Genomic DNA, 26,712 nt, shown 5'->3' with positions numbered 1-26,712 from the left:
CGCCCCGGCGGGCCGAGCCGCCCGGGCCGGTCCGCGGGGTCCGTCACATGGCTGACGGATCCTGCGGGCCCCGGCCCGACAGCACTTCCCCGTAGGCCTGCATCAGATCCGGCAGCCGCAGGGTCGCCAGGTCGTCCCGGGACAGCGTCCCCGGGTACGTCGACAGCCGCAGATCGCGGTAGGCGCAGCTCTTCTCGTACAGCGTCCGCAGGAACCGCCCGTTGCCCAGCTCGTCGATCCAGCCCTGGTCGACGACGTGCCCGGCGATCGACCGCAGCTCGTCCAGCGACTCCTCGTCCCACGCGTCGCCGTTCTCCGCGGCCAGTACCTCGCCGATCGCGGTGAGCTCCAGCGGCCGGTACGAGGGGAAGTCGACCCGCGTCGTGAAACGCGAGGACAGGCCGGGGTTGGCGGCCAGCAGCCGGTCCATGCCCTCGGGGTAGCCGGCCAGGATCACCACCAGATGGTCGCGGTTGTCCTCCGCCCGCTTCAGCAGCACCTGGAGCGCCTCGTCGCCGTAGGCGTCGCCCTTGCCGTAGCCGGAGTTGGACAGCGAGTACGCCTCGTCCACGAAGAGCACCCCGCCGAGCGCGGAGTCGATCAGTTCGTTGGCCTTCACGGCCGTCTGGCCCAGGTACTCGCCGACCAGGTCGGCCCGCTGCGCCTCCACCAGATGGTCGCCGCCGAGCAGGCCGAGCGCGTAGAAGACCCGGCCCAGGATGCGCGCCACCGTGGTCTTGCCGGTGCCGGACGGGCCGGAGAAGACGAAGTGGCGCTTCGGCGGCTGCACCGGCAGGCCCTGACCGGCTCGCAGCCGCGCCATGTTCAGCTGGGCGGACAACGCCTTGACCTGCCGTTTCACCGGTTCCAGGCCCACCATGCGCTCCAGCTCGGCGAGCGCTTCCTCGAGTAATCCCGGGTCGGTGGGGCCGGCGGGCAGCGGCTGCGACGACAGGGTCGCCTTCTCCCGTACCGCCGGGTCGCTCTCCGACGGCAGCGGACCGGCGGGCGGCAGGCCGGGCTCGGTCAGCTTCAGGTTGCGGTCCTCGATGCCGAAGAGCGGGTCCAGACCCTCCATGCCGTCGGCGTAGTCGGACCCCGGGCCGGCGAGGGGGAGCGAGGCGAGGTCGGTGCTGTCGTCGTACCCGTCGCCCTCGGCGATCGCGGCGAGCCGCGCGGAGGTGTCCATGAAGGCGGGGTCCACGCGGTGCACCGCCCGGTACAGGGGGAGCGCCGCCGCCGAGCGGCCGGTGCCCTCGTGCGCCCGCGCCAGCCAGTACCGCAGCTCCTTGCGCTGCGGCTGCTCGCTGCGGCAGCGCATCAGCGCGGCCGACAGCAGCGGCTCGGCCTGGCCGTACATCTCCAGGCGGACCCGGGCCATGCCGCCGAACAGGCCGGCCTCGATCCCGAGCAGCGGATCGTCGAGCAGCGGGTCGGTGTGCCGGACCAGCTGCTCCCAGTCCTTGACCAGATAGGCCCGGCAGGCGTGCAGGAAACGGACCTGGGCGTCGGCGTCGACCGGGGGCAGCCCGGCGAGGGCCCGGTCCAGCTCCGGGACGTGGCGGCCGTCCAGCCAGTGCGAGGCGTGCGCGAGCAGCAGATCGCGGGGGCTCTCCAGCACGGGCTGGACCCACCAGCCCAGCCAGTACCAGGAGTTGAGGGTGCGGCGGTGCCGGGCGCGCTGCTCGCCGAAGCGGTCACGGTGCCGGAACATCCGCAGCAGCGCGGTCGTGGTGTCGACGCGCAGCGCGTGCAGCCCGAGCCAGCCGTCGGCCATCCCGGGGTCCAGCCGCACCGCGGTCCGGAATTCCTCCTCCGCCTGCGGATAGGCGCCCATGGTGTACGCGTCCACGCCTCGCAGCCAGGCGAGGTCGGCCGGGGCCTCGGGGCCCTGCGTGCCGAAGTCCATCACGTCCCCCCACAAACCGTGCCCCCGCTGGTCGAACCGCTGTGCAGCGGACCGGAGTTGCGACATTGGGCATCGTACCCGCGGGTCGGGTGCCCGCCGTAGGGTGCCGCAGGGACGTTCGGCGAGGCCGGGTGCGAAGGGGGCGCACACCGCATGGTGACCGAGGGTGAGCGAATCGGAGGCCGGGAGCGCCGGAAAACGTGAAGCGGACAGAACGAAGCCCCCGATCACGGGGGAACAATCGGGGGCTTCGCGTCACTGGGCGGCTCCGTTTGGCCGCACATTGAGAACGTAAGTCCTGTACGGCCCCCGGGTCAAGCGGAGTTGAGGCAGTCGGCCGAGTTCGCACGCAAGGGTCTTCACAGGTTCACCACATCGGAGACGGTCCATCACGGAGCGTGACGTACTGGTCTCCGAAGGGCCGTCACGCAGGCCCCGGCAGCACCTCGTATCCCCCTGTCATCTGCAGTACCAACAGGTCGGCGTACGGCCGAGAAGGGTCGTCGGCGAAATGCCGCCGCTCTGCCAAAACCCACCCGTCCCAGAACTCCCGCTGCTCCTCCCCGTCACGTGAGCGACCCCGCGTCCAGGACTCCTCGGCGGGCAGCTCCATCCACAGCAGTCGCGCCAGATGCGGGCGCAGCGCGCGGCGGCCCGCTCCGACACCCTCCAGGAGGACCACCGGCGCCGACGGCAGCGGACGCGGCGCGCCGAACCGGCGGGCACGCCAGTCGTAGGGGGAGTAGTGCGCGGTCGCGCCGCTGCGGAGCGGCTCGATCACCTGCTCCAGCAGCCGGCCGGTCCACGCGAACAGCTCCTCGTGGCTGGCGATGTCGTCCAGATGCAGCACCGGCGCCCCGCCGAGCGCGGCGGCCAGCTCGCCCGCGAAGGTCGACTTCCCGGAGCCCGCGTGCCCGTCGACGCCGACGAGCCGGACCGGGCCGCAGGACGGGGGGAGGCGGCGGAGCGTACGGGCGAGGCCATTCAGGGGATGCGACACGTGCCCATCATCCCGTGTGCCCCGGACCGCCAGTGGTCCCGACCAATATTGGTGGGCGTGGCATGCCCCGAAGTGCTGGCAGGGCGGTCCACCCCCGTCCATAGTTGGCGGACGCCATCAGTTGGCGAACGCCATCGCACACCGTCGTGCAAGGACCTGCCCGTCTCGCACCCCTGGGAGTCAAGCGCCCATGAGCAGAGCCGAACAGCCGTCCCGCAGAACCCTCCTGGCCGCGGCGGTCGCCGCCGCGGTCACCGGCAGCGCGGGAACGGCAGTGGCCGCCGGAACCGCCACCACGGCCGGCACCGCGACCGCCGCCGGCCCCGCGACCGCCGCGGGAGCCCCGGCCCGGCCCATCGACAACCGGGCCTGGACCACGTACACCGACTGGCGCTCCGGAGGTTCCAAGGGCACCCGGGCCGTCGCGGGCGCCCGGCCCGGCCTCGCGATCGCCGCCCCCCTCGGCACCCTCGACTACACGGACCCGCACACCGGCGAGACCTCCCGCTGGGAGTACGCGACCTGGACCTCGCCCGTCCACCGGCTCGCCGTCCCCGCCACCGAGGTGATCCCCTCCTGGAACGCGAGGACCCCCGAGGGCACCTGGATCCAGATCGAGCTGAAGGGCACCTACTCCGACGGCACCGACACCCCCTGGTACGTCATGGGCCGCTGGGCGGCCGGCGACCAGGACATCCGGCGGACCTCCGTCGACGACCAGGGCGACGGCAAGAGCAGCGTCTGGACGGACACCTTCGCCGTCGACGACCCGGCGTCCGGGCTGCGCCTGGAGTCGTACCGGCTGCGGCTGACCCTGTACAGGCGGCCGGGCACCCGGCTCACCCCCACCGTGTGGCGCCTCGGTGCCATGGGCTCCGACATCCCCGACCGCTTCACGGTCCCCGCCACCACCGCGGGCCTCGCCCAGGAGCTGGCGGTTCCGCGCTACTCCCAGGAGACCCACGTCGGCCAGTACCCCGAGTACGACAACGGCGGCGAGGCATGGTGCAGCCCCACCTCCTCGCAGATGATCATCGAGTACTGGGGCGGCCGCCTCACCGACGAGCAGCTGTCCTGGGTCGACCCGGCCTACGCCGACCCGCAGGTGTGCCACGCGGCCCGCCACACCTACGACTACCAGTACGCCGGCTGCGGCAACTGGCCGTTCAACGCCGCCTACGCGGCCACCTTCAAGGACCTCCAGGGCGTGGTCACCAGGCTCGGCTCCCTGACGGAACTGGAGCAGCTGATCGCGGCGGGCATCCCGGCCATAACGTCCCAGTCCTTCCTGAAGGAGGAGCTGACCGGCGCCGGTTACGGCACCTCCGGCCATCTGATGACGGTGATCGGCTTCACCGCCGAGGGCGACGTGATCGCCAACGACCCCGCCTCGCCGAGCAACGAGGCCGTACGGCGGGTCTACCGGCGGCGCGAGTGGGAGAACATCTGGCTGCGGACCAAGCGGTACAACGCCTCCGGCAAGGTCGTCTCCGGCACCGGCGGCGTCTGCTACCTCTATTTCCCGGCCCGGCCGACCCCGCGGCAGCGGGCGGCGCTGGCGGCGGTCGGGGTGCGCTGACCTCCGGGCGCCGGGTCCCGGGTCCGGCCGGCGCTGTGAGCAACGTCTCCGCCGCAAACGGCGCGGGCGGTGGCAAGGTGGACAGACCGGTGGGCGACGCCCCGGCGTGTCCACCGCGCCCACCGTGTCCACCGCCCGTACGAGACCAGTGAGAAGCACATGACCGCCACTTCCCTCATCGCCGCCCGCGTCCGTACCGGCGGCCCCCAGGACGACGGCCCGCAGATCGTCGAGCACGTCATGGGCTGGGTCCTCGTGGCCGTCGTGGCGATGCTCGTCACCCGGCTCGGCCTGCTGTGACCGGTTGCACTGCCGCACTGTGACCTGACACATAGGGCTATGACCCGACCTGACATACTGCGGATGTCCCGCCGCCCGTTGGAGTCAGGGTCGAAAGTGAACATCAGCGAACAACGTGACGCCGCCCGTCCCCGGCCGCGCGGAACCGAGCGCTCCGTCGCACGCCGCGCGGAACTCATCGCCATCGGGCGGAAGTTGTTCGCCGACACGTCCTACGACGCGCTGTCGATGGACGACATCGCCCGGCAGGCGCACGTCGCCAAGGGGCTGATCTACTACTACTTCCACTCCAAGCGCGGCTATTACCTGGCCATCGTCCAGGACTCCGTCGCCGACCTGGTCACCTTCGCGGCCGGCGGCCTGGAACTGCCCGCGCGCGAGCGGGTGGAGCGCACCGTCGACGGCTATCTGCGCTACGCCGAGCACAATCAGGCCGCGTACCGCACCATCGTCAGCGGCGGCGTCGGCTTCGACACCGAGGTGCAGGCCATCCGGGACGGGGTGCGCGAGGCGATCGTCACGACCATCGCCGAAGGGGCCTACGGGCAACGGGAGATCACTCCGCTGGCGCGGATGGGGCTGCTCGGCTGGGTCTGCGGCGTCGAGGGCACCACCCTCGACTGGATCGACCGCCCCGGGCTGCCCCGGGAGCTGATGCGTGAGCTGCTGGTGAAGTCGCTGGGCGGCGCCATGCGCGCCATCGAGGAGCTGGACCCGGCCTTCCCGGTGCCGCCGCCCGCCCGCCGGGAGGCATGAGCGAGGGCGGAGACCGGTGACCGGCCTCCGCCCCGAGTGACCGCGTCCCGAGGTCAGTTGATGGCCTTGATCAGCTCACCGCTCGCCGTGTCGCCGCTCAGCTCCCAGAAGAAGGTGCCGCCGAGGCCCTGCTGGTTCTTGTAGTTCATCTTCGTCGCGATGGTCGCCGGGGTGTCGTAACTCCACCAGTTGCTGCCGCACTTGGCGTACGCGGTGCCGCCCACCGTGCCGGTCGCCGGGCACTTGGTCTTCAGCACCTTGTAGTCGTCGATGCCCTGCTCGTACGTGCCCGCCGCCGGGCCGGTCGCGGTGCCGCCGGGCGCGGACTGGGTGACGCCGGTCCAGCCGCGGCCGTAGAAGCCGATGCCGAGCAGCAGCTTCGAGGCGGGGATGCCGAGGCCCTTCAGCTTGGCGATGGTCGCCGAGGTGTGGTTCGCCGCGATCGGGATGCCGGAGTACGAGGTCAGCGGCGAGTGCGGGGCGGTCGGGCCGGTGGCGTCCCAGGCGCCGAAGTAGTCGTACGTCATCGGGTTGTACCAGTTCACGTACTGCGCCGCGCCCGCGTAGTCCGCCGCGTCGATCTTGCCGCCGGAGGTCGCGTCGGCGGGGATCGCCGCGGTGACCAGGTTGCCGGAGCCGAACTTGGCCCGGACCGCCTGCATCAGGTTCTTGTACGCCGCCCGGCCGCTGGTGTCGCAGGAGGCGCCGCAGGCGTTCGGGTACTCCCAGTCGATGTCGATGCCGTCGAAGACGTCCGCCCACTTGGAGTTCTCGACCAGGTCGTAACAGGACTGCGCGAACGCGGCCGGGTTCTTCGCCGCCTCACCGAAGCCGCCGGACCAGGTCCAACCGCCGAACGACCACAGGACCTTGAGGTTCGGGTGCTTCTTCTTCAGCTCGCGCAGCTGGTTGAAGTTGCCGCGCAGCGGCTGGTCCCAGGTGTCGGCCACGCCGTCGACGGACTCGGCGGCGGTGTAGGTGCGGTCGGTGGCCGCGTAGGCGTCGCCCATCACGCACTTGCCGCCGACCACGTTGCCGAAGGCGTAGTTGATGTGGGTGAGCTTGGCGGCGGAGCCGGAGGTCTCGATGTTCTTGACCAGGTACTTGCGGTCGTAGGTGCCCCATTCGGTGAAGTAGCCGACGACCTTGGAGCCGGCGGCGGCCTCCGCCTCGGGGGCGGCGGTGGCGGTGCTCGCACCGGCGCCGGCGAGCAGTCCGGCGCCGAGGACGGCCGCGCAGGCGGCGGCCACGGCGGCCCGGAAGCGGCCGCGGGGGCGGTGGGGAGTTCGCATCAGGTGTCTCCTCGTGGGGGAGAGGGGAACGGCGCACTCATTGGCATGGACGCGATAACGAGTGCGGTGATCCGACACCGTAGGAGGACTAGACCAGTAGGTCAATGGTGCGGACCAATTTCCGCGCTTGCGGAATTCTTGAAGTGAGCGGTCGTTAACCGGTGACGGAGGGCCCCGGATCGGGCATACTCACTGCGCACAGCCGCTGGTCAGCGGCTTCCGTGACCCGGAAGCCCGCCCCCTCGGCTGGGCCTCAGAGAGACCGGCGGAGCCGCCCCAACCCACGGCGCCCGTCCGCCGATGTGCCCGAAACGGGAGGAGAGCGTCGCCATGCCCGACCGCGCCCCGCAGCCGGTGGACCGACAACTGCCCACGGACGAGGCCCGGGACCTGATCTCGCTCGTCCGCGACATAGCGCAGCGCGAGATCGCGCCCAGGGCGGCCGCGGAGGAGGAGGCCGGCCGCTTCCCGCGCGAGATCTTCACCCTCCTGTCCGAGGCGGGCCTGCTGGGGCTGCCCTACGACCCGGAGTACGGCGGCGGCGAGCAGCCCTACGAGGTCTACCTCCAGGTCCTGGAGGAGCTGGCCACGGCCCGCCTCACCGTCGGCCTCGGCGTCAGCGTGCACACCCTCGCCTCCCACGCCCTCGCCACCTTCGGCACCAAGCAGCAGCAGGTCGAGCACCTGCCCGCGATGCTCGGCGGCGGCCTGCTCGGCGCGTACTGCCTCTCCGAGCCGGCCTCCGGATCGGACGCGGCCTCGCTGCGCACCAAGGCCGTCCGCGACGGCGACGACTGGGTGATCAGCGGCACCAAGGCCTGGATCACCCACGGCGGCGTCGCCGACTTCTACACCGTGATGGCCCGCACCGGCGAGGACGGCCCGCGCGGGATCACCGCCTTCCTGGTGCCCGGCGACGCCGAGGGGCTGAGCGCCGCGGCGCCGGAGAAGAAGATGGGCATGAAGGGCTCGCCCACCGCCCAGGTCCACTTCGACGGGGTGCGGGTCGGCGACGACCGGCGCGTCGGCGAGGAGGGCCAGGGCTTCGCGATCGCCCTCTCCGCCCTCGACTCCGGGCGGCTCGGCATAGCGGCCTGCGCGATCGGCGTCGCACAGGCGGCCCTGGACGCGGCGGTGGAGTACGCACTCGGACGGCGGCAGTTCGGCCGGCCGATCGCCGACTTCCAGGGGCTGCGCTTCATGCTCGCCGATATGGCCACCCAGATCGAGGCCGGCCGCGCCCTCTACCTCGCGGCGGCTCGGCTGAAGGACGCGGGGCGGCCGTTCGCCAAGCAGGCGGCCATGGCCAAGCTGCACTGCACCGACACGGCGATGAAGGTCACCACGGACGCCGTCCAGGTCCTCGGCGGCTACGGCTACACCGCGGACTTCCCCGTCGAACGCCATATGCGCGAGGCCAAGGTGCTCCAGATCGTCGAGGGCACCAACCAGATCCAGCGGATGGTCATCGCCCGTCACCTCGCCGGTCCGGAGACCCGCTGAACTGACCCGGCCTGACCACGGGCGCCACCAGCCGGACCCACTCCGGGTCGTGGCGCCCCGGCAGGGTGCGGCCGCGGTTGGTCCAGGTCCGCAACAGGTCGGCGTAGATCGGCGGGTCCTGGAAGCCGCTCGGGACGAAGCCGCTCGGTGTCACGTCGCTCGGCGCGAACCCGCTGGAGACGAACCCACTGGGGGTGAACCCGCTCGGGACGAGCAGCGGCCGCTGTCGCCCGGTGGTGGAGTACGTGGGGGTCATGCCTGGGCAACGCCACGCGGGCCGGGCAGGTCACCGGTGCGTGGAATCGGGCGTGCGTTTCACGGGCGCTCGCGGAGACCGCGCGCCGGGCGTACGGTCACGGGCGCCCGGGCGGCCCGGGGGCGCGTCCCGGCGCGCCGGAGCGCGCCACGGCAGTCCTGTGCCGCGGCGCGCTCCGGTGAGAAAGGGGCGAGCCGGAGGCTCAGGCGGCGTGGCGACGCATCGCCGGCACGCGCATCGGGCGCGAACCCGGGCCGCCGACGTGCGAGAACGGCTGCGTCCGCCAGTCGAGCCCCTGGGGCAGCGTCAGCAGCAGGGCGGTGTCCTGCTCCTGCGGCTCGAAGGACTCGTCCGCGGGCCGGGCGTCGGAGGCCCGGCGGCCGGTACCCGCGCAGACCGTGAGGCCGAACGGGTTCCACGGCGAGGCGCACAGCGCGTGCTCCGGCAGGACCTCCTCGTCCGCCAGGAGGGCGATGGGCTGCGCGCAGTCCGGGCAGATCACCCGGTACATTTCGAAGGTGTCGTAGGCGTCGAGTTCCTCGGTGTCGTAGGCGTCGGGTTCGACGCCCTCCGGCTCGGGTTCGACGACCGGCTGCTGCCGCTTGGGCGCGGTACGACCAGGGCGCTTAAGACTCTGCATGGGATTCTCCCCCTCGGGCTGGGCCGTTCGGGCACTGCGGCCTCGACCACAGCAAGCACTTCCCAACGGGATTCCGGGGTAATCACGAGAACATCACGGAGACGGCTCGAACCTTGTGGCGTTCGTCACATGCCGTTCGCAGGTGCCCGCGTGGCAGTCCCGTCGCCCGGACGGCCGACGCACCGCTCCCGCTCACATCACGAACCGGGCATGACCTGGGCCGCTCGCTATCCGAGGGGATCAACCGCACTGTAGGTTCTTGCGCCATGGAGGAGCTGGACCGACAGATCGTGCAGCTGCTCGTCAAGGACGGGCGGATGAGCTACACCGACCTGGGCAAGGCCACGGGCCTGTCCACGTCGGCCGTGCACCAGCGGGTGCGCCGGCTGGAGCAGCGTGGCGTCATCCGCGGGTACGCCGCGGTCGTCGACCCGGAGGCGGTCGGGCTGCCCATGACCGCCTTCATCTCGGTGAAACCGTTCGACCCCAGTGCCCCCGACGACATCGCCGAGCGGCTCGCGGGCGTCCCCGAGATCGAGGCCTGCCACAGCGTCGCGGGCGACGAGAACTACATCCTCAAGGTCCGGGTGGCCACCCCGCACGAACTGGAGGAGCTGCTGGCCCGGCTGCGCTCCCTCGCCGGGGTCTCCACGCGCACCACGGTCGTCCTGTCGACGCCGTACGAGGCACGGCCGCCGCGTATCTGAGCCACCTGGGTGCGGGTCGGCGCACGCGGGGCGCGAGACTGTTCCCCATGAGTGAGCGCACCACCCCGCCGAAGACCGTCCTCCTCCGCCGCGGAGAGGTCCACAGTCCCGCCGACCCCTTCGCGACCGCCATGGTCGTCGAGCACGGCCAGGTCGCCTGGGTCGGCTCCGAGGGCGCGGCCGACGCGTTCGCGGACGGTGTGGACGAGGTGATCGACCTCGACGGCGCCCTCGTCACCCCCGCGTTCACCGACGCGCACATCCACGCCACGGCGACCGGACTGGCCCTCACCGGCCTCGACCTGTCCGCCGCGCGGGACCTCGGACAGGCCCTCGGCCTGGTCCGGGAGTTCGCCGCCGCCCGCCCGCACGACCGGGTGCTGCTCGGCCACGGCTGGGACGCCGCCCGCTGGCCCGGCGGCCGCCCGCCGACCCGCGCGGAGCTCGACGAGGCGACCGGGGGACGCCCGCTCTACCTCTCGCGGATCGACGTCCACTCGGCGGTCGTCAGCACCGCGCTGCTCGACATGACCCCGCAGCTCGGCCCGGTCGACGGCCCGCTCACCGCCGACGCCCACCACGCGGTGCGCGCCGCCGCCCTCGCCGCCGTCACCCCGGGCCAGCGTGACGAGGCCCAGCGTGCCGCGCTCGCGCACGCCGCCTCCCTCGGCATCGGCTCGGTCCACGAGTGCGGCGGGCCCGAGATCTCCTCCGAGGACGACTTCACCGGCCTGCTCCGCCTCGCCGCCGACGAGCCCGGGCCGCGCGTCGTCGGCTACTGGGCCGAGCGGGACGTCGACAAGGCGCGCGAGCTGGGCGCGGCCGGCGCCGCCGGCGACCTCTTCGTCGACGGCGCCCTCGGCTCCCACACCGCCTGCCTGCACGAGCCGTACGCCGACGCCGGCCACACCGGCACCGCCTACCTGGACGCCGCGGACGTCGCCGCCCATGTCGTCGCCTGCACCGAGGCGGGCCTCCAGGCCGGCTTCCACGCCATCGGCGACGCCGCCGTCACCGCCGTCGTCGAGGGCGTGCGCGCCGCCGCCGACAAGGTCGGCCTCGCCCGCGTCCGGGCCGCCCGGCACCGGGTCGAGCACGCCGAGATGCTGACCCCCGAGACCGTCGCCGCCTTCGCCGAGCTCGGCCTCACCGCTTCCGTGCAGCCCGCCTTCGACGCCCTGTGGGGCGGCGAGGACGGCATGTATGCCCAGCGGCTCGGCGCCGACCGCGCCCGCGCCCTGAACCCGTTCGCGGCCCTGCTGCGCGCCGGGGTCCCGCTCGCCCTCGGCTCCGACAGCCCGGTCACCCCGCTCGACCCGTGGGGCACGGTCCGCGCCGCCGCCTTCCACCGCACCCCCGAGCACCGGGTCTCCGTACGGGCCGCCTTCACCGCCCACACGCGCGGCGGCTGGCGGGCGATCGGCCGCGACGACGCGGGCGTCCTGGTGCCCGGCGCGCCCGCGGACTACGCCGTGTGGCGCACCGGCGAGCTCGTCGTCCAGGCCCCCGACGACCGGGTCGCCCGCTGGTCCACCGACCCGCGCTCCGGCACCCCCGGCCTGCCCGACCTCACCCCCGGCACCGACCTGCCCGTCTGCCTGCGCACGGTGGTGGGCGGACGGACCGTGTTCGTACGGCCGGGCGAGTGATCTACGGGGTCCGCGCGGGGGCGCGGGCGGCCCGGCGCGCGGTCGCGCGACCTGCGCTTCCGCCCCGCCCACCAGCGGATTCGGCACAAAAGCACAGGTCAGACGGCTGTTGACAGGCGGCGGCCCGGCACCGGTAGGTTCGGCCGGGTCCACCACCGGACACCCCGACCGGGGAACGTTCGCACACTCGTCGCGGCGCCGCTGGGTCAGGGATGGTGTACCGCACCGGGGCACCGTCACTGGGAGCCAGGCTCAGCGTCGGCACCGCACCGAGGGAGCGTTCCGGCCGGCCGGGAAGGTGTGACCCGGGTGGGGCCCGGCCGCTCAGTAGACAACGGCTTTCGGTCGATCCGCAGCCAGCGGGTCCCAGGTCGGCCCGAAGGGCGCCGGGCCCCCATCCGTCGCACCGCCGCACCGCCGCACCGCCGCACCACCGGGCGACCGGGGGCGCCGGGGTGGTCAAAACAGTGCATCTGCCCCGCTCACGTGGAACGGCCGCCGCCATAGGAACGTCCTGTCACGTCAGCGCAGGCCGCGGCCACTAAGGTGGAGCTCTGCGTACGGACATGAAGGGGCAGCAGTGAACGACGGCGACGGCACCCGCGCGGCAGAGGCCCAGGGGAGACGCTTCGGCCCGCTCGGCACGGCCTTGGTGATCATTCCGACCTACAACGAGGCGGAGAACATCAAGACGATCGTCGGCCGGGTGCGCGAGGCGGTCCCCGAGGCGCACGTCCTGGTCGCCGACGACAACAGCCCCGACGGCACCGGCAAGCTCGCCGACGAGCTCGCCGCCTCCGACGATCACGTCCAGGTGCTGCACCGCAAGGGCAAGGAAGGACTCGGCGCCGCCTACCTCGCGGGCTTCCGCTGGGGCATGGAGCACGGTTACGGCGTGCTCATCGAGATGGACGCCGACGGGTCCCACCAGCCCGAGGAACTGCCCCGGCTGCTCACCGCGCTCAAGGGCGCCGACCTTGTGCTCGGCTCCCGCTGGGTGCCGGGCGGCCGGGTGGTGAACTGGCCCAAGTCCCGCGAGTTCATCTCCCGCGGCGGCAGCCTGTACTCGCGCCTGGCCCTGGACCTGCCGCTGCGCGACATCACCGGCGGCTACCGCGCGTTCCGCGTGGAGACCCTGCAAGGCCTGGGCCTCGACGAGGTCGCCTCCCAGGGCTACTGCTTCCAGGTCGACCTCGCCCGCCGCGCCATCAAGGCCGGCTACCACGTGGTCGAGGTCCCGATCACCTTCGTCGAACGCGAACTGGGCGACTCCAAGATGAGCCGCGACATCCTCGTCGAGGCGCTGTGGCGGGTCACCACCTGGGGCGTGGGGGAGCGGGTCGGCAAGCTGCTGGGCGGCCGCGGCGAGGGGCCTGCGAAGCAGCCGTGACGGGCCGCCGCCGTCAGCCCGGCCGGGGCCGGCCAGGCCCCTTATCCCGTGCTGAGCCGGGCGCAGGCACACTGGACCCATGACGACTGGCGCTTCGACCCCCTCTGCTGCCACCACCCGGCCCCGGCGCTCCCGGCTGCGCACCATGCTGCCGCTCGCCGTCGCGGCGTGGCTGGTGCTGGAGATCTGGCTGCTGACCGTGGTCGCCGACGCGGCGGGCGGGTTCACCGTGTTCCTGCTGCTCGTCGCCGGATTCGTGCTCGGCGCGGCGGTCATCAAGCGGGCGGGCCGGCGTGCCTTCCAGAACCTGAACGAGGCGCTGCAGCGCGGGACCGCGCCCTCCAGCGGGGGCGGCAGCGGCCTGATGATGCTGGGCGGCCTGCTGCTGATGCTCCCCGGGATGATCTCGGACGTCGCCGGTCTGCTGCTGCTCGTACCGCCGCTCCAGAAGGCCCTCGGCCGGTACGCGGAGCGCACGGTGGACCGCAGGCTGCGCCGGGCCGCCCCCGGCAGCCTGGGCGACGCCTTCCAGCAGGCCCGGATGCACCGCCCGGACGGCAAGGTCGTCCAGGGCGAGGTCATCCGCGACGAGCCCGCGGACGCGCCGCGCGAGCAGTACCCGCCGCTGAACCGCTGAACCGGAAGGAAGCAGGGACACGAACGACCGCGGGCGCCGTACGTGGAAGTCACGTACGGCGCCCGCGGTCATGTGCGTGCGCTGGATACCGGGCCAGGCCCCGCGGGGACTAGGCCGACTTGCGGCTGTCCCGGGGATGAACGGCGATGTTCATCGCGCCGGAACGCAGCACGGCGAGCCGCTCCTCGAGGACCTCTTCGAGCTCCTCACGGGTGCGGCGCTCCATCAGCATGTCCCAATGCGTTCGCGCCGGCTTGGCCTTCTTCTCCTCCGGGCCGTCGCCATCCACGAGGAGTGCCTGGGCCCCGCAGACCTTGCACTCCCACTCCGGCGGGATTTCCGCCTCGACCGAGAAGGGCATCTCGAACCGGTGCCCCTTCTCGCATGCGTACTCCACGGCCTGGCGCGGGGCCAGGTCGATGCCGCGGTCCGTCTCGTAGCTGGTCACCACGAGGCGCGTGCCGCGAAGAGCTCGCTCACTCATGAATCGTGCCTCCCGGGCTTGTCGCCCACAGGACAGGTGTCGCTGTCGTCGTCATCCGGTCAACGTCCGGTCGGCGGTAAAGATTCCCGTTCGGAGTCCCGTTCCGGGTCATGCGTCGCCGTCGTAGCCGCAGCCTTGTCAACCAGTGCAGTACCCACAGGCGCCCGGTTTGTCACATCTGATAGGAGATGTCACCCAGCGTTTCGGCATCTTTGACGCGCAGTAACGGTACGCCTGGCAGGCCAAACGCGTACACTACAGCCCTTTCGCGCCGAGTGCTAAATCCTTTCGGGGACCGGGTTGCCCGCCTCCTGGATCGCCCGCCGTACCGGTACCCGTGCGAGCAGCAGGAAACCCAGCACGAAGAAGCCCACCAACGAGATGATCGCGTCCCGGTAGCTCCCGGTCAGCTGGTACGTCAGGCCGAACAGCAGCGGTCCCAGCCAGCTCATCCCGCGGTCGCTCAGCTCGTACGCCGCGAAGTACTCGGCCTCCTTGCCGGGCGGGACCAGGTGCGAGAACAGGGACCGGGACAGCGCCTGGCTGCCGCCGAGCACCAGTCCGATCCCGGCCGCCAGCGCGAAGAACCACACCGGTTCCCCGGCGGGCAGGAAGTAGCCCGTGGCGAGAATCACCGTCCACGCCACCAGCGAGCCGAGGATGGTGCGCCGGGCGCCGTGGCGCCGGGCCAGCCGCCCCAGCGCCAGTGCGCCCGCCACCGCCAGCACCTGGACCAGCAGCACGGCCCCGATCAGCGTCGACTGGCCGAGGCCCAGCTCCTCGGAGCCGTAGACGGAGGCCTGGGAGATCACGGTCTGGATGCCGTCGTTGTAGACCAGGTACGCCAGCAGGAAGGCGAGCGTGAGCGGGTGGCGGCGCATGTCCCGCAGGGTCGCCATGAGCTGCCGGCGGCCGGGGACGGCCGCCCCCGGCTCCACGGCCGGGCGGTCCCGCAGCCGGCGCAGCGGGATCAGCGCGAAGCCGCCCCACCACAGCCCGGCCGAGGCCAGGCAGATCCGGACGGCCTCGCCCTCGGACAGGCCGAAGGAGTCGTGCGCCAGGTACAGGACCAGATTGCCGACCAGGACCAGGGCCCCGGCCGCGTATCCGAAGGCCCAGCCGCGCGAGGACACCGCGTCCCGTTCCTCGGGCGGCGCGATCTGCGGCAGATAGGAGTTGCAGAGCATCATCGCCACCGACTGGGCCGCGTTCGCCACCACCAGCAGCGCCCCGCCCAGCAGATAGCGGTCGCCGGAGAGGAAGAACATGGCGGCCGTCGCCGCGGCGCCCGTGTACGCGGCGGCGCCCAGCAGGTGCTTCTTGCGGCCGGTGCGGTCGGCGGCCGCACCCACCAGCGGCATCACCAGGATGGCCACGATCACCGACAGCGACACCGCGTACGCGAAGAAGGACCCGGCGCGCACCGGGACGCCCAGCGGATGGACGAATCCGTCCGAGTCCGCCGCCGCCTCGGCGACCGACGTCAGATACGGGCCCAGGAACACGGTGAGCACGCTCGTCGAGTAGACGGAGCACGCCCAGTCGTAGAAGTACCAGCCGCGCTGCTCGCGCCGGCGCGCGGCGGGCTCGTCGCCGTCCTTCGCGCCCGTCCGCACGGTGTCGGTGCCCACCCGTGCCCTCGCTTCCCCGTGCAGGTGCCGCGCGCGGGGCCGGGACGTCCGCCGGGCCGGGGCGTCAGGCCCAGACGCCGCGATCCGTCATGACCTCGCGCAGTGTGTCGATGTGATCGGTCATGATGCCATCGACCCCCAGGTCCAGGAGCCGGTGCATCCGTTCCGGTTCGTTGATCGTCCACACGTGCACCTGGAGCCCGAGCGCGTGCGCGGTGCGCACGAAGCGGTGGTCCACCACCTGGATGCCGGACTGCGTCTCCGGTACCTGCGCGGCGACGGCCGAGCGGCGCAGCGTGGCGGGCACGCCCCAGGAGCGCAGCCGCAGATTGAGCACGCCCCTGGTGCCGTACGAGGTCGCCAGGCGTGGTCCGGCCAGGCGCTGGGCGCGCACCACGCGGGCCTCGGAGAAGGAGCCGACGCAGATCCGGTCCCAGGCGTCGGCGCGGGCGACCAGGTTGAGGAACGGGTGGAGCGCGGACTCCGCCTTGAGGTCGACGTTCCAGCGCACCTCGGGGAACGTCTCCAGCAGCTCCTCGAAGAGCGGCACGGGTTCGCTGCCGCCCACGCGCGCGTGCCGTACCTCCGCCCAGGGCAGGTCCGCGATCCGGCCGGCGCCGTCGGTGACCCGGTCCAGCGTGTCGTCGTGGAACGCCACGAGTTTGCCGTCCCGCGTGGCGTGTACATCGGTCTCGATGTACCGGTAGCCCGTCTCGACCGCGCGGCGGAACTGCCGCACGGTGTTCTCCAGCCCGTCGGCCGCCCCGCCGCGGTGGGCGAACGGGATGGGACCGGGGTGGTCGAGATAGGGATGGCGTACGCGCGTGCTCACCGACGCAGTATCGCTCGCCGCGGTTGCCCGCCGGCAACGACCGTGCTGCCGTCGGATGCCGACGGGACGGCGAACACGCGCAGGAAGAGCTGGGCGAGCGGGCCGATCGAGACCGCGTACAGCAGTGTGCCGACGCCGATCGTGCCGCCCAGCGCGAAGCCGGTGACGACGACCGCCACCTCGACGGCCGTGCGCATCAGCCGGATCGAGCGGCCGGTGCGCCGGTGCAGTCCGGTCATCAGCCCGTCGCGTGGCCCCGGCCCGAAGCGCGCGGCGATGTAGAGGCCGGTGGCGACGCCGTTGAGGAGGATGCCCGCCAGCATCAGGGGGACCCGTACGGGGAGGGTGTCGGCCTCGGGGACGACGGCGAGGGCGCCGTCCATGGCGATGCCGACCACGAAGACATTGGAGACGGTGCCGAGGCCGGGGCGCTGGCGCAGCGGGATCCACAGCAGGAGCACCGCGGCGCCCACGACGATCGACACCACGCCGATCGTCAGACCGGTGAGCTCGGCCAGGCCCTGGTGGAGCACGTTCCACGGCTCCAGCCCGAGTCCCGACTCCACCAGGAGGGCGGAGCTCGCGCCGTACAGCGCGAGACCGAGGTACAGCTGGACCAGCCGGCGTATGAGATGGCCCTGAGTGGACAAGACGTTCCCCCCTGATTGGTGATGGTGGACTGACACATGACACTCTGTGGCTTGGGATGAAACGCCATCCATGGCCAATTCGGGGAAGGTGGACTGGTAACCATGGCGCAGTGGACCTCGGCGGTGGGTGCCGCACAGCTTGCCCGGCTGCTCAAGTCCCAGCAAGACCGCCCGGCCGGCCCCGGCAGCAGGCGTCCGCCCGCCTACCGGGCGCTCGCCGACGGCATCCGGCTGCTGGTCCTCGAAGGCCGCGTGCCGGTCGCCGCCCGGCTGCCCGCCGAGCGTGAACTGGCCCTCGCGCTGTCCGTGAGCCGTACGACGGTCGCGGCCGCCTACGAGGCGCTGCGCGGCGAGGGCTTCCTGGAGTCCCGGCGCGGCGCCGGCAGCTGGACCGCCGTACCGGCCGGGAACCCCCTCCCCGCGCGGGGCCTGGAACCGCTGCCGCCCGAGGCGCTGGGCTCGATGATCGATCTCGGCTGCGCGGCGCTCCCCGCCCCAGAGCCGTGGCTCACCCGCGCGGTGCAAGGCGCTCTGGAGGAACTGCCCCCGTACGCGCACACGCACGGCGACTACCCGGCCGGGCTGCCCGCCCTGCGCGCGATGATCGCCGAGCGCTACACCGCGCGGGGCATCTCCACGATGCCCGAGCAGATCATGGTGACGACCGGTGCGATGGGCGCCATCGACGCGATCTGTCATCTCTTCGCGGGACGGGGCGAGCGGATCGCCGTGGAGTCGCCCTCGTACGCCAACATCCTCCAGCTGATGCGGGAGGCCGGCGCCCGGCTGGTGCCCGTCGCGATGGCCGAGGGGCTGACGGGCTGGGACATGGACCGCTGGCGGCAGGTGCTGCGGGACGCCGCGCCCCGGATCGCCTACGTCGTCGCCGACTTCCACAACCCCACCGGCGCGCTCGCCGGCGAGCACCAGCGGCGGCGGCTGGTGGAGGCGGCCCGGTCGGCCGGGACCGTGCTGGTCGCCGACGAGACGATGAGCGAGCTGTGGCTCGACGAGGACATGCAGGGCGCGATGCCGCCGCCGGTGTGCTCCTTCGACCCCGCCGGGTCCACGGTGATCACGGTCGGATCGGCCAGCAAGGCCTTCTGGGCCGGGATGCGCATCGGCTGGGTTCGGGCGGCACCGGACGTGATCCGCAGCCTGGTCGCCGCGCGGGCCTACGCCGACCTGGGGACACCGGTGCTGGAGCAGCTGGCGGTGCACTGGCTGTTCAGCACCGGGGGCTGGCAGCAGGCCGTCGAGCTGCGGCGGCGGCAGGCCCGGGAGAACCGGGACGCGCTGGTCGCCGCGGTGCGGCGGGAGCTGCCCGAGTGGGAGTTCGAGGTGCCCAAGGGCGGTCTGACCCTGTGGGTGCGCGCCGGCGGGCTGTCCGGGTCGCGGCTCGCCGAGGCGGGCGAGCGGGTCGGGGTGCGGGTGCCGTCCGGGCCGCGCTTCGGTGTCGACGGGGCGTTCGAGGGGTATGTGCGGCTGCCGTTCACCGTGGGCGGCGCGGTGGCGGAGGAGGCCGCGGTGCGGCTGGCCGCGGCGGCCCGGCTGGTGGAGAGCGGGGGAACGGTGGGCGCGGAGGCGCCGCGGACCTTCGTCGCGTGACCCGAAGAGGCGGGCCCGCCGGTGCGGACCCGCCTCTTCGCATGCCTCCGGTCGGGGGGCGTCAGGAACTCTCCGCCACGACGGCCTTGGCCGGTACCGGATCGGGGACCTGCTCCACCGCGGGCTCCGGCTGCGTGCCCTTCACCGGCTCCGTGGTCGTCGGCTCCGCGGTCGTCGGTCCCGCGGCCGTCGGCTCCGCGCTCTCCGGTTCGACGTCCTCCGCCGGGGTCGTGCGCGGGGGCAGCAGCTCCAGCACGGCCTGCCGGTGGGCGTCGCTGGTGGCGTCGTCGTACGGGTCGGGCGTCGCCGGGACCTGGAGGCGCAGCACCGGACCCGCGCCGAGACGGGCGTAGCCGCGGCCCGGGGGGACATGGGTGACCGGCGTGGTCTGCGCGGGGGCGCCCAGGAACGACTCCAGCCGGCCGGCGGTGGCCGGGCCGAGGACGACGCGCGCGCGGGTGTGCTGGCGTACGGCGTCGCCGAGGGCGTCCAGGCTGTCGAACTGCTCGGCGACGACCACCGTGACCCCCGCGGCCCTGCCGTGCCGCAGCGGCACCTGGAGCAGCGACTGCGGGTCCTTGTGACCGTCGGCGGCGGCGATGTGGGTGAGTACCGTCGGCCGGTCCAGCAGCAGCCACAGCGGCCGCCTGATGTCCTCCGGCGGCGGGTTGCCCTCCTGCCGGGCCTCGTTCGCGGCGATCAGGCGGCGCTCGGTCTCGGTCGCCGCCCACTCCAGGCCGGCCAGCGCGCCGGCCAGTCCGCACTCGACGGCCAGCACGCCGTCGCGTCCGGTCAGGCAGGCGTACTCGCCGGTGCCGCCGCCGTCGACGATGAGGACGTCACCGTGCTGCAGCGCCTGGAGCGCGATGGAGCGCAACAGGGTGGTCGCGCCGGTGCCCGGCTGGCCGGCGACCAGGAGGTGCGGCTCGGTCGAGCGGACGCCGGTGCGCCAGACGACCGGGGGGACGTCGCGCCGCTCCTCGCCGTGGGTGAGGGGGAGGGTGCGCTGGACCTCGGAGGGGTCGGTGAAGCCGAGGACCGTCTCGCCGGGGGCGGTGACGAAACGCTGGGCGGCGATGTCGGTGGGCAGCGGGGCGAGGGCGGTGACGGCGAGCTGGTTGCCCTCCTCGTCCCAGGCGAAGTGGTACTCCCGGCCGCGGCCCGACTTCGCGGTGAGCAGGTACTCGATGCGGCGGCGGGCCTCCGCCTCGCCGTCCGGGAAGTAGGCCGGATAGCGGACCACCAGGTGGGCGACCCGGCCCGAGCCGTCGAACTCGTATCCGGGGAAGGCCTTGTCCCAGTCGCCGCCGTGGGAGTACAGCGGTTCGGGGTCCTCGGCGGTCGAGAAGTACGGGACGAGCGCCTCGTACAACGACTTCAGCCGCTCGGCCTGCGACTCGTCGGGGCCGTCGGGCTCGTCCGGGCCGCGGTCCCGGCCCTGCCAGGCTGCCGCCGCCATCAGGGTGATGACGGCGAGCAGCGGTCCGTACGGCACCAGTGCCACGACCATGACCGCCGAGGCCATCAGGAACAGCAGCGGCCCGCGCCTGTCCTTGGGGGTCTCGGCCCATCTGCGCCGTCCGGCCGCCGCCAGCCGGCGCAGACCCCGGGTGATCGTGATCAGCGGATGGAGGACGTCGGTGGCGCTGTCGGCCGCCGTCCGGGCCAGCTCCCGGCTCCGGGCGATCTGCGCGCTGCCTGTGCTCAGGATGCGGGGGAGGGGGCGCCGGGCCACTGCTGTCTCCTGAAGGTGCGTACGGGCGGGACGGACGTCAGAACTTGAGGCCTCCGAGGAGGCTCGCGAGACTCTCGCCGCCGGCCTTGATGCCGGGGGCGATCGCCGTGCTCGCCAGGTAGAAGCCGAACAGGACGGAGACCAGGCAGTGCGAGGCCTTGAGGCCGTCCTTGCGGAAGAAGAGGAAGACGATGACGCCGAGCAGGACCACGCCTGAGATGGACAGGATCATTTGAGATCTCCTGGTTCGTGGGGACAGTCACCATGAGTACTTCCAGGCTCACAGGATGTATCCATACGATAAAAGGTGCAACTGGGTGAAATTCGGTGGATTTCCCCCGGCCGGCCGAGCCGTCTTCGGCCGGTTGAGCAGCGCGGTTGCGCCCGACCGGGTCTGTGGTGATCTTTACCTCGGGCACATCGGGTCATGTGCCGTGGGAGCCAGTACCCTGGCGATTCACCTGAACGGTTGTAGTGAGAGGCGGTCCGGCCGATGAGTGAAGCCCCCGACCCCGAGGTCGTGGAGCTGGCGACGAAGATCTTCGATCTGGCCCGGCAGGGACAGACCGAGGCGCTCGTGGCGTACGTGGACGCGGGCGTTCCGGCCAACCTCACGAACGACCGCGGCGACTCCCTGGTGATGCTCGCCGCCTATCACGGCCACGCCGAGACCGTACGGGCGCTGCTCGCCCGGGGCGCCGAGGCCGACCATGTCAACGACCGAGGCCAGACACCGCTCGCCGGGGCGGTCTTCAAGGGCGAGGAAGCGGTCATCAGGGCACTGCTGGAAGGCGGAGCCAACCCTTCCGCCGGCACGCCCTCAGCCGTCGACACCGCCCGGATGTTCGGCAAGGCCGAGCTGCTGAAGCTGTTCGGCGCGGATTGATTCACAGCGCCTGATCAGGTAAAACGCACGTTCCGACCAGGGAAGACAACGACCACGGGGGAGGCGGTACGGGGCCGCCGGAAATTTCGGTCGCGGCATCGAGAACTGCCGAGTCATCATGACGTCGTGATTCACGGACGCGATGGCTGGGCAGGTGTTGCCGCACCGCGCGGGCCGTGATGCGGTCCGCATGGGCCACCGACGAGAGGCAGAGGAAGATGGTCTACAGCAAGCTAGAGACGGCGGGCGCCCCGACGTGTTGTCACGCGGCCAGGTAGTGCACGTTTCCCGGTTGCGTCGACGCTTGATGTGAGGCTGTTTCCCATGTTCGATCCGGTCATAGCGCCCAGCGGTACGCTGCTCGGCCTGCTCCAGCGGGGCCGCGGCGACGGTACGCTCCACGCGCTCACCGCCCCCCGTGACGAGGCCCTGACGGCCCTGAACCACTGCGTGCTCCGCGACCCCCGCCACGACTGGCAGGTGGAGAACCGCTCCCTTTACTACGCCCGTCTCTACCTGGACCTGAACGGCGAGCTGGACGCCATCGAGGCGCATCTCTTCGACCCCGAGGACATCCTCGACGGCGACGAGTCGCGCACCGGGCTCGCCCTGGCCGTCCTCGGCCACCTCGCCTCCTACGGCAGGCGGGACGCCCTGGAACTGCTGCGCAGGTACGCCGCCCACGGCACCAACTGGGCATGGGCCCTGGACGAACTCGCCCTGCGCGACGACGACGCCGCCCTGCGCGGCCTCGCCGCCCCCGTCCTCGCGCGCTTCCCCGCCGACCCCGAGGGCGACGCCGAGCTGGCCGCCGCCGTACGGGACTCCTTCGAACCCCGGCCCTGGCGGCTGTGGGCCGAGGACCCCCGCGAATGGATCTCCGCGCGGGTGCGCGCCGCCCAGGAGACCGGCTGCTTCGACCGCTGGCAGCGGCAGATGCGGCCCACCGGGCCACGCCCGGGCTGGAGCGTGCGAGCGGTGTTCGAATGGGCTCAGCAGGGCCTCGAACGCGGCGCCGCCCTCCATGTACCGGCCGCCCGCTGCCTGGTCGCCGTCGCCGGCCCCGAGGACCGGCCCGAGATCGTGCAGGCGGCCAAGGAGGGCACGGACGGCGCCCGCAGCACCGCGCTGCGGTACCTCGCCGACAGCGGCGATCCCGACGCCCTCGATCTGATCGAGGCCGCCGTGAGCACCGGCTCCCCGGCCGTCGTGGACGCCGCCGTGGACGCCTTCGAACGCATGAGCAGCGTCGCCGCCGTGGACCGGGCGCGCGGCTGGGCCCGCCGGCCCGATCAGCTGGGCGCCGCCGCCGGCCGGGTGCTCGCCTGCCGGGGCGGAGCCCAGGACTGCGACCTGGTCCTCGGTGCCCTGCGCGAGGCGATCCGGGGCGAGGGCCCCGACGCGCCGACCCTGTGGACCCTCGTCGACGGCGCCGGACGCCTCGGCATCGGCTGCGCGGCCCCGGTCCTGCGCCATATCTACCGGGAGACCGCCTCCTCCCACCTCCGCGGCCGCGCCGCCCGCGCGCTCGCCGCCACCGACCCCTCCTTCCCCGCCGGATTCGCCGTCGAGTGCCTGTGGGACTGCGAGGAGACCACCCGCGAACTCGCCGCCCGGCACGCCGAGACCGGTGACACCCGGGTCGTGGAGCAACTGCGCCGGCTCGCCGCCGACCCGGCCGAGGAGGCCGAGGTCCAGACGGCCGTACGCAGCCGCATCGGACCGGACGCGCCCGCCGTGTGAACCGAGGTCCGGCGCGCGCCGGACGGCACGACCCCAGGCGGACGACACCCGACCCCGGGCAGGGCCGGTGCGCCCCCTCGTGTGAACACGGGGTGACCCGGGGGTCAGCCCCGCATGGCCGCGGTCTGACCCGCCCGGGTGCGGGTGCCAACGCTCATGGGACGTTCCTCGGCCGGAAAGATCCACGTTGACGCGGCCACGTCCAGCGCGGCGACAACACCCCTATGCGTGTCGTCATCGTGACCGAATCCTTTCCCCCCGATGTGAACGGCGTGGCCCACTGCGCGCTCCAGACCGCCCGGCACCTCGTCGATCGCGGTCACGCACCCATCGTCGTCGCCCCGGCCCCCGCTCCCGGACAGCGGCCCGACGCCCTCGCGCCGTGCCCCGTCGTCCACGTCCCCTCCCTCCCGCTCCCGGGCTACCCCCAGGTCCGCGTCGCCCTGCCCAGCCGCCGCCTCGCCGCCGCACTCGTCGACCACCGCGCGGACATCGTCCACCTCGCCAGCCCCTTCGTGCTCGGCGTCCGAGGCATGGCCGCCGCCGCCCGGCTCGGCGTCCCCGCCCTGGCCGTCTACCAGACCGACCTGGCCGGATACGCCCGCACCTACATGGGCGCCGGCGAGGCCGCCGCCTGGCGGCGCATCCGCTCCGTGCACGCGGCCGCCGACCGCACCCTCGCGCCGTCCACCGCCTCCCTGCGCGACCTGGAGGCACACGGCGTGCCCCGCGTGGAGCTGTGGCCGCGCGGTGTGGACACCGTGCGCTTCCGGCCCGGCCACCGGGACGAGGCGCTGCGCTGCGAACTCGCCCCCGGCGGCGAGCTGATCGTCGGCTACGTCGGGCGGCTCGCCCCCGAGAAGCAGGTCGAACTGCTCGCCGGTGTCTGCGGGCTGCCCGGCGTGCGGGTCGTTGTCGTCGGCGACGGCCCCAGCCGGCCCGGCCTGGAGGAGGCGCTGCCCGGCGCGGCCTTCCTCGGCCGCCGCACCGGCGACGACCTCGCCCGGATCTTCGCCTCGCTCGACGTCTTCGCGCACACCGGCCCCTTCGAGACCTTCTGCCAGACCGTGCAGGAGGCCATGGCCAGCGGGGTGCCCGTCGTCGCGCCCGCCGCCGGCGGCCCGCTCGACCTGGTGGACCACGGCCGCACCGGGCTGCTGGTCCCGCCACGCGACGCGGACGCCGTACGGGACGCCGTGGCGTCCCTCGCCGCCGACCCGGTGCGGCGCGCCGCGTACGGCGCCGCCGCGCGGGCGACCGTCGAGGACCGCACCTGGGCGGCCGTCGGGGACCGGCTCATCGAGCACTACGAGGACGTGCTCGCCGCGCGGAAGGCGGTGCTGGCGGCATGACCGGCACCCCGCTGCGGATCGTCCGGCTGGCCAACTTCGTCGCCCCCGCGTCCGGCGGCCTGCGCACCGCGCTGCGCGAACTTGGCAAGGGCTACCGGGCGGCCGGCCACGAACCTGTCCTGATCGTGCCCGGCGAACGGCACACCGACGAGGACACCGAGCAGGGCCGGGTCATCACCCTGCCCGGACCGCTGCTGCCGGGCACCGGCGGCTACCGCGTCCTTACCGACCGACGCCGCGTCGCCGCCCTCCTGGAGGACCTGGCGCCCGACCGCCTGGAGGTCTCCGACCGCACCACGCTGCGGTGGACCGGCCGGTGGGCGCGGCGCGCGCGGGTGCCCGCCGTGATGGTGTCCCACGAGACCGCCGACGGGGTGCTGCGTACCTGGGGCCTGCCCGAAGGGGCGGCCCGGCGCGCCGCCGACGCGCTCAACACGCGGACCGCGCACACCTACTCCAAGGTCGTGTGCACCACCGAGTTCGCCGAGCGGGAGTTCGTGCGCATCGGGGCCCGCAACGTCGTACGGGCCCCTCTCGGCGTCGATCTGACGCACCGGCACCCCTCGCTGCGGGACCCGGAGATACGCGGCCGCCACGCACGCGTGGACGAGGAACTGCTGGTGATGTGCTCCCGGCTGTCCGTGGAGAAGCGGCCCGGGACCGCGCTGGACGCCCTCGCCGAGCTGCGCCGGCGGGGCAGGCGGGCGGTGCTCGTGGTCGCCGGGGACGGGCCGCTGCGCGGACGGCTCGAACAGCGGGCGCGTGAAAGGGAGCTGCCGGTCACCTTCCTCGGGCACGTCCTCGACCGAGGGCTGCTCGGGGCGCTCCAGGCCGGCGCCGACGTCTGCCTGGCGCCCGGGCCCGCGGAGACGTTCGGGCTGGCCGCGCTGGAGGCCATGGCCTGCGGGACGCCCGTCGCGGTGAGCGCGTCCTCCGCCCTGCCGGAGGTCGTCGGATCCGCCGGGGCCGTAGCGGCGGACACCGGGGAGGGCTTCGCGGACGCCGTGGAGGCGCTGCTGGAGCGACCCGTGCGGGAGCGGCGCGACGCGGCACGCGCGCGTGCGGAGTGCTTCGGCTGGGGCACCGCGGTGGAGGCGTTCCTCGCCGCGCACGACACGACGGTTTTGAGCGGTGCCTTCGCCGAGGAGGGCGCCGGAGTCGGGGAGGGCGCCGGAGTCGGGCGGGGCGCCGGAGTCGGGCAGGGCGTCGAAGTCGCCGAGGGCGCCGGAGTCGCGGAGGCCGCCGGAGTCGCGGAGGGCGTCGGATGAGACCCCCGCGGTTCGTCGCGCTCGGCGACTCGCTGACCGAAGGGGTGGGCGATCCCGTGGCCGGCGGGTGGCGCGGCTGGGCCGCGCTGCTCGCCCCCGGCCTCGCCCCCGAGCCGGTCCGGTTCACCAACCTCGCGGTCAGCGGGGCGCAGACCAGGGACGTGCTGGAGACCCAGCTGCCCGCCGGGCTGGCCCTGCGCCCGGACCTGGTGTCCGTCGTCGTCGGGGTCAACGACACCCTGCGCCGCACCTTCGACATCCACGCGGTCGCCGCGCGGCTCGACGCGGTGTACGCGGCGTTCACCGCGCAGGGCGCGGTCCTGCTCACCGCCTGTCTGCCCGACCCCGGCGCCATGCTGCGGCTGCCCGGGGCGCTCGCCCGCCCCCTCGCCCGGCGCCAGCGGGCGGTCAACACCGTGGTCCACGCCCTCTCCGAGCGCTACGGCGCCGTGCACCTGCACGCCTGCGAGGACGCCTGGCTCGGCGACCGGGCGATGTGGAGCGCGGACCGGCTGCACCCCGGAGAGAGGGGCCACCGGCAGCTGGCGGTCCGCTTCCACGCGCTGCTGGCCGGGGCGGGCCTCGCGACCGGCCCGGCCCCCTCGCCGGAGCCCGCCTCGCCGGCGCCGACCCGAGGAGCCGCACTGTGGTGGCTGGCCACCGCGGGCACCGGCTGGGTGGCCCGCCGGTGCACCGACCTGCTGCCCCAACTGCTGCGGCTCGCCGCCGACGAGCTCCACCACGACGCCCGCGGCACCAGCGCCCGCCTCGACCTGCGCGCGACCCAGGCGGTGTCGACGGCACTGGCCGCGCTGCCGGTGGTGGGACGGACGGGCGCGGCGTAGGGGTGCCCTGGGCGGGTCCGGGGCCGTGGGTGGCGGTGTGCCGTCGTGGAGCGGTCGGGT

The 26,712-nt window shown here is 73.3% G+C and carries 25 protein-coding genes; 14 read left to right on the top strand and 11 right to left on the bottom strand.

Translation table 11 applies throughout. The features are described 5' to 3' along the window. Positions 1-43: 43 nt before the first annotated feature. Together AMK31_RS19565 and AMK31_RS19560 are read right to left on the bottom strand one after the other, a co-directional pair. Positions 44-1,909, bottom strand: coding sequence for an AAA family ATPase (locus tag AMK31_RS19565; RefSeq protein WP_073941870.1), 1,866 nt, complete (start codon positions 1,907-1,909; stop codon positions 44-46). A gap of 424 nt (positions 1,910-2,333) precedes the next feature. After that, on the bottom strand, positions 2,334-2,909 hold the full coding sequence (locus tag AMK31_RS19560) for a uridine kinase family protein (protein WP_241842682.1): 576 nt from the start codon (positions 2,907-2,909) through the stop codon (positions 2,334-2,336). A gap of 190 nt (positions 2,910-3,099) precedes the next feature. Here AMK31_RS19560 and AMK31_RS19555 point away from each other — a divergent pair, with 190 nt between their 5' ends. The 3 genes from AMK31_RS19555 (at position 3,100) to AMK31_RS19550 (ending at position 5,544) form a co-directional block, all read left to right on the top strand. Next, positions 3,100-4,488, top strand: coding sequence for a peptidase C39 family protein (locus tag AMK31_RS19555; protein ID WP_073941869.1), 1,389 nt, complete (start codon positions 3,100-3,102; stop codon positions 4,486-4,488). Between the two features lie 159 nt (positions 4,489-4,647). Beyond that, entirely contained in the window at positions 4,648-4,788 is a 141-nt protein-coding gene (locus AMK31_RS39915; protein ID WP_107468662.1) for an SCO1431 family membrane protein, read from the top strand. Positions 4,789-4,884: 96 nt separating this feature from the next. Further along, positions 4,885-5,544, top strand: a complete 660-nt coding sequence (locus AMK31_RS19550) for a TetR/AcrR family transcriptional regulator (RefSeq protein ID WP_073941868.1) — start codon at positions 4,885-4,887, stop codon at positions 5,542-5,544. A gap of 53 nt (positions 5,545-5,597) precedes the next feature. Here AMK31_RS19550 and AMK31_RS19545 read toward each other — a convergent pair whose 3' ends face one another. Beyond that, entirely contained in the window at positions 5,598-6,836 is a 1,239-nt protein-coding gene (locus AMK31_RS19545; protein ID WP_073941867.1) for a glycoside hydrolase family 18 protein, read from the bottom strand. Between the two features lie 330 nt (positions 6,837-7,166). Between AMK31_RS19545 and AMK31_RS19540 the strand changes: the two genes are divergently transcribed. Next, on the top strand, positions 7,167-8,339 hold the full coding sequence (locus tag AMK31_RS19540; protein ID WP_073941866.1) for an acyl-CoA dehydrogenase: 1,173 nt from the start codon (positions 7,167-7,169) through the stop codon (positions 8,337-8,339). On the opposite strand, the gene AMK31_RS19535 is transcribed toward AMK31_RS19540, so the two are convergent. Continuing rightward, on the bottom strand, positions 8,302-8,595 hold the full coding sequence (locus AMK31_RS19535) for a hypothetical protein (RefSeq protein WP_073941865.1): 294 nt from the start codon (positions 8,593-8,595) through the stop codon (positions 8,302-8,304). The two genes, AMK31_RS19540 and AMK31_RS19535, sit on opposite strands and share 38 nt — an antisense overlap. 202 nt (positions 8,596-8,797) lie before the next feature. Next, positions 8,798-9,235, bottom strand: coding sequence for a hypothetical protein (locus AMK31_RS19530; RefSeq protein WP_073941864.1), 438 nt, complete (start codon positions 9,233-9,235; stop codon positions 8,798-8,800). A gap of 266 nt (positions 9,236-9,501) precedes the next feature. Between AMK31_RS19530 and AMK31_RS19525 the strand changes: the two genes are divergently transcribed. The 4 genes from AMK31_RS19525 (at position 9,502) to fxsA (ending at position 13,618) form a co-directional block, all read left to right on the top strand. Then, the gene (locus tag AMK31_RS19525) at positions 9,502-9,942 is read left to right on the top strand and encodes an Lrp/AsnC family transcriptional regulator (protein ID WP_030677853.1); all 441 of its coding nucleotides are present in this window, start codon (positions 9,502-9,504) and stop codon (positions 9,940-9,942) included. Positions 9,943-9,989: 47 nt separating this feature from the next. Continuing rightward, the gene (locus AMK31_RS19520) at positions 9,990-11,591 is read left to right on the top strand and encodes an amidohydrolase (RefSeq protein WP_073941863.1); all 1,602 of its coding nucleotides are present in this window, start codon (positions 9,990-9,992) and stop codon (positions 11,589-11,591) included. Between the two features lie 580 nt (positions 11,592-12,171). After that, positions 12,172-12,981: a polyprenol monophosphomannose synthase gene (locus AMK31_RS19515; RefSeq protein WP_073941862.1), complete on the top strand. Its 810-nt coding sequence runs from the start codon at positions 12,172-12,174 to the stop codon at positions 12,979-12,981. Between the two features lie 79 nt (positions 12,982-13,060). After that, a complete protein-coding gene (fxsA, locus tag AMK31_RS19510; RefSeq protein WP_073941861.1) occupies positions 13,061-13,618 on the top strand; it encodes an FxsA family membrane protein in 558 nt (185 codons plus the stop codon). Between the two features lie 109 nt (positions 13,619-13,727). On the opposite strand, the gene AMK31_RS19505 is transcribed toward fxsA, so the two are convergent. The 4 genes from AMK31_RS19505 to yczE form a co-directional block, all read right to left on the bottom strand. Continuing rightward, on the bottom strand, positions 13,728-14,102 hold the full coding sequence (locus AMK31_RS19505) for an RNA polymerase-binding protein RbpA (protein ID WP_003977404.1): 375 nt from the start codon (positions 14,100-14,102) through the stop codon (positions 13,728-13,730). Between the two features lie 278 nt (positions 14,103-14,380). Further along, positions 14,381-15,733: an MFS transporter gene (locus AMK31_RS19500; RefSeq protein ID WP_073941860.1), complete on the bottom strand. Its 1,353-nt coding sequence runs from the start codon at positions 15,731-15,733 to the stop codon at positions 14,381-14,383. Between the two features lie 64 nt (positions 15,734-15,797). Continuing rightward, positions 15,798-16,565, bottom strand: a complete 768-nt coding sequence (locus tag AMK31_RS19495; protein WP_073941859.1) for a glycerophosphodiester phosphodiesterase — start codon at positions 16,563-16,565, stop codon at positions 15,798-15,800. Then, a complete protein-coding gene (gene yczE, locus AMK31_RS19490; RefSeq protein WP_073941858.1) occupies positions 16,562-17,215 on the bottom strand; it encodes a membrane protein YczE in 654 nt (217 codons plus the stop codon). Before yczE ends, AMK31_RS19495 begins: the two co-directional genes overlap by 4 nt. 102 nt (positions 17,216-17,317) lie before the next feature. Between yczE and AMK31_RS19485 the strand changes: the two genes are divergently transcribed. Further along, positions 17,318-18,823 carry an SCO1417 family MocR-like transcription factor gene (locus tag AMK31_RS19485; RefSeq protein WP_073941857.1) on the top strand — a complete coding sequence of 502 codons (1,506 nt, stop codon included), beginning with the start codon at positions 17,318-17,320 and terminating at the stop codon, positions 18,821-18,823. 61 nt (positions 18,824-18,884) lie between these two features. Here AMK31_RS19485 and AMK31_RS19480 read toward each other — a convergent pair whose 3' ends face one another. Further along, complete coding sequence (locus AMK31_RS19480; protein WP_073941856.1) at positions 18,885-20,558, bottom strand: ATP-binding protein; 1,674 nt, start codon at positions 20,556-20,558, stop codon at positions 18,885-18,887. Between the two features lie 37 nt (positions 20,559-20,595). Continuing rightward, the gene (locus AMK31_RS19475) at positions 20,596-20,790 is read right to left on the bottom strand and encodes a hypothetical protein (protein ID WP_073941855.1); all 195 of its coding nucleotides are present in this window, start codon (positions 20,788-20,790) and stop codon (positions 20,596-20,598) included. Between the two features lie 261 nt (positions 20,791-21,051). Here AMK31_RS19475 and AMK31_RS19470 point away from each other — a divergent pair, with 261 nt between their 5' ends. The 5 genes from AMK31_RS19470 to AMK31_RS19450 all read left to right on the top strand — a co-directional run bounded on the left by AMK31_RS19470 (position 21,052) and on the right by AMK31_RS19450 (position 26,652). Further along, entirely contained in the window at positions 21,052-21,444 is a 393-nt protein-coding gene (locus tag AMK31_RS19470) for an ankyrin repeat domain-containing protein (protein WP_073941854.1), read from the top strand. A 324-nt stretch (positions 21,445-21,768) separates the two neighbouring features. Beyond that, positions 21,769-23,187: a HEAT repeat domain-containing protein gene (locus tag AMK31_RS19465; RefSeq protein ID WP_073941853.1), complete on the top strand. Its 1,419-nt coding sequence runs from the start codon at positions 21,769-21,771 to the stop codon at positions 23,185-23,187. A 224-nt stretch (positions 23,188-23,411) separates the two neighbouring features. After that, the gene (locus AMK31_RS19460; protein ID WP_073941852.1) at positions 23,412-24,539 is read left to right on the top strand and encodes a glycosyltransferase family 4 protein; all 1,128 of its coding nucleotides are present in this window, start codon (positions 23,412-23,414) and stop codon (positions 24,537-24,539) included. Continuing rightward, positions 24,536-25,807: a glycosyltransferase gene (locus AMK31_RS19455; RefSeq protein WP_079186880.1), complete on the top strand. Its 1,272-nt coding sequence runs from the start codon at positions 24,536-24,538 to the stop codon at positions 25,805-25,807. Before AMK31_RS19460 ends, AMK31_RS19455 begins: the two co-directional genes overlap by 4 nt. Then, positions 25,804-26,652 carry an SGNH/GDSL hydrolase family protein gene (locus AMK31_RS19450; protein WP_073941851.1) on the top strand — a complete coding sequence of 283 codons (849 nt, stop codon included), beginning with the start codon at positions 25,804-25,806 and terminating at the stop codon, positions 26,650-26,652. The genes AMK31_RS19455 and AMK31_RS19450 overlap by 4 nt, the downstream gene beginning before the upstream one ends. The last annotated feature ends 60 nt before the right edge of the window (positions 26,653-26,712 follow it).

This window comes from Streptomyces sp. TSRI0107 (assembly GCF_001905845.1).
GTDB lineage: Bacteria > Actinomycetota > Actinomycetes > Streptomycetales > Streptomycetaceae > Streptomyces.
The sequence above is the reverse complement of the archived record's forward strand: the minus strand, read 5'-3'. Positions and strand labels throughout refer to the sequence as shown.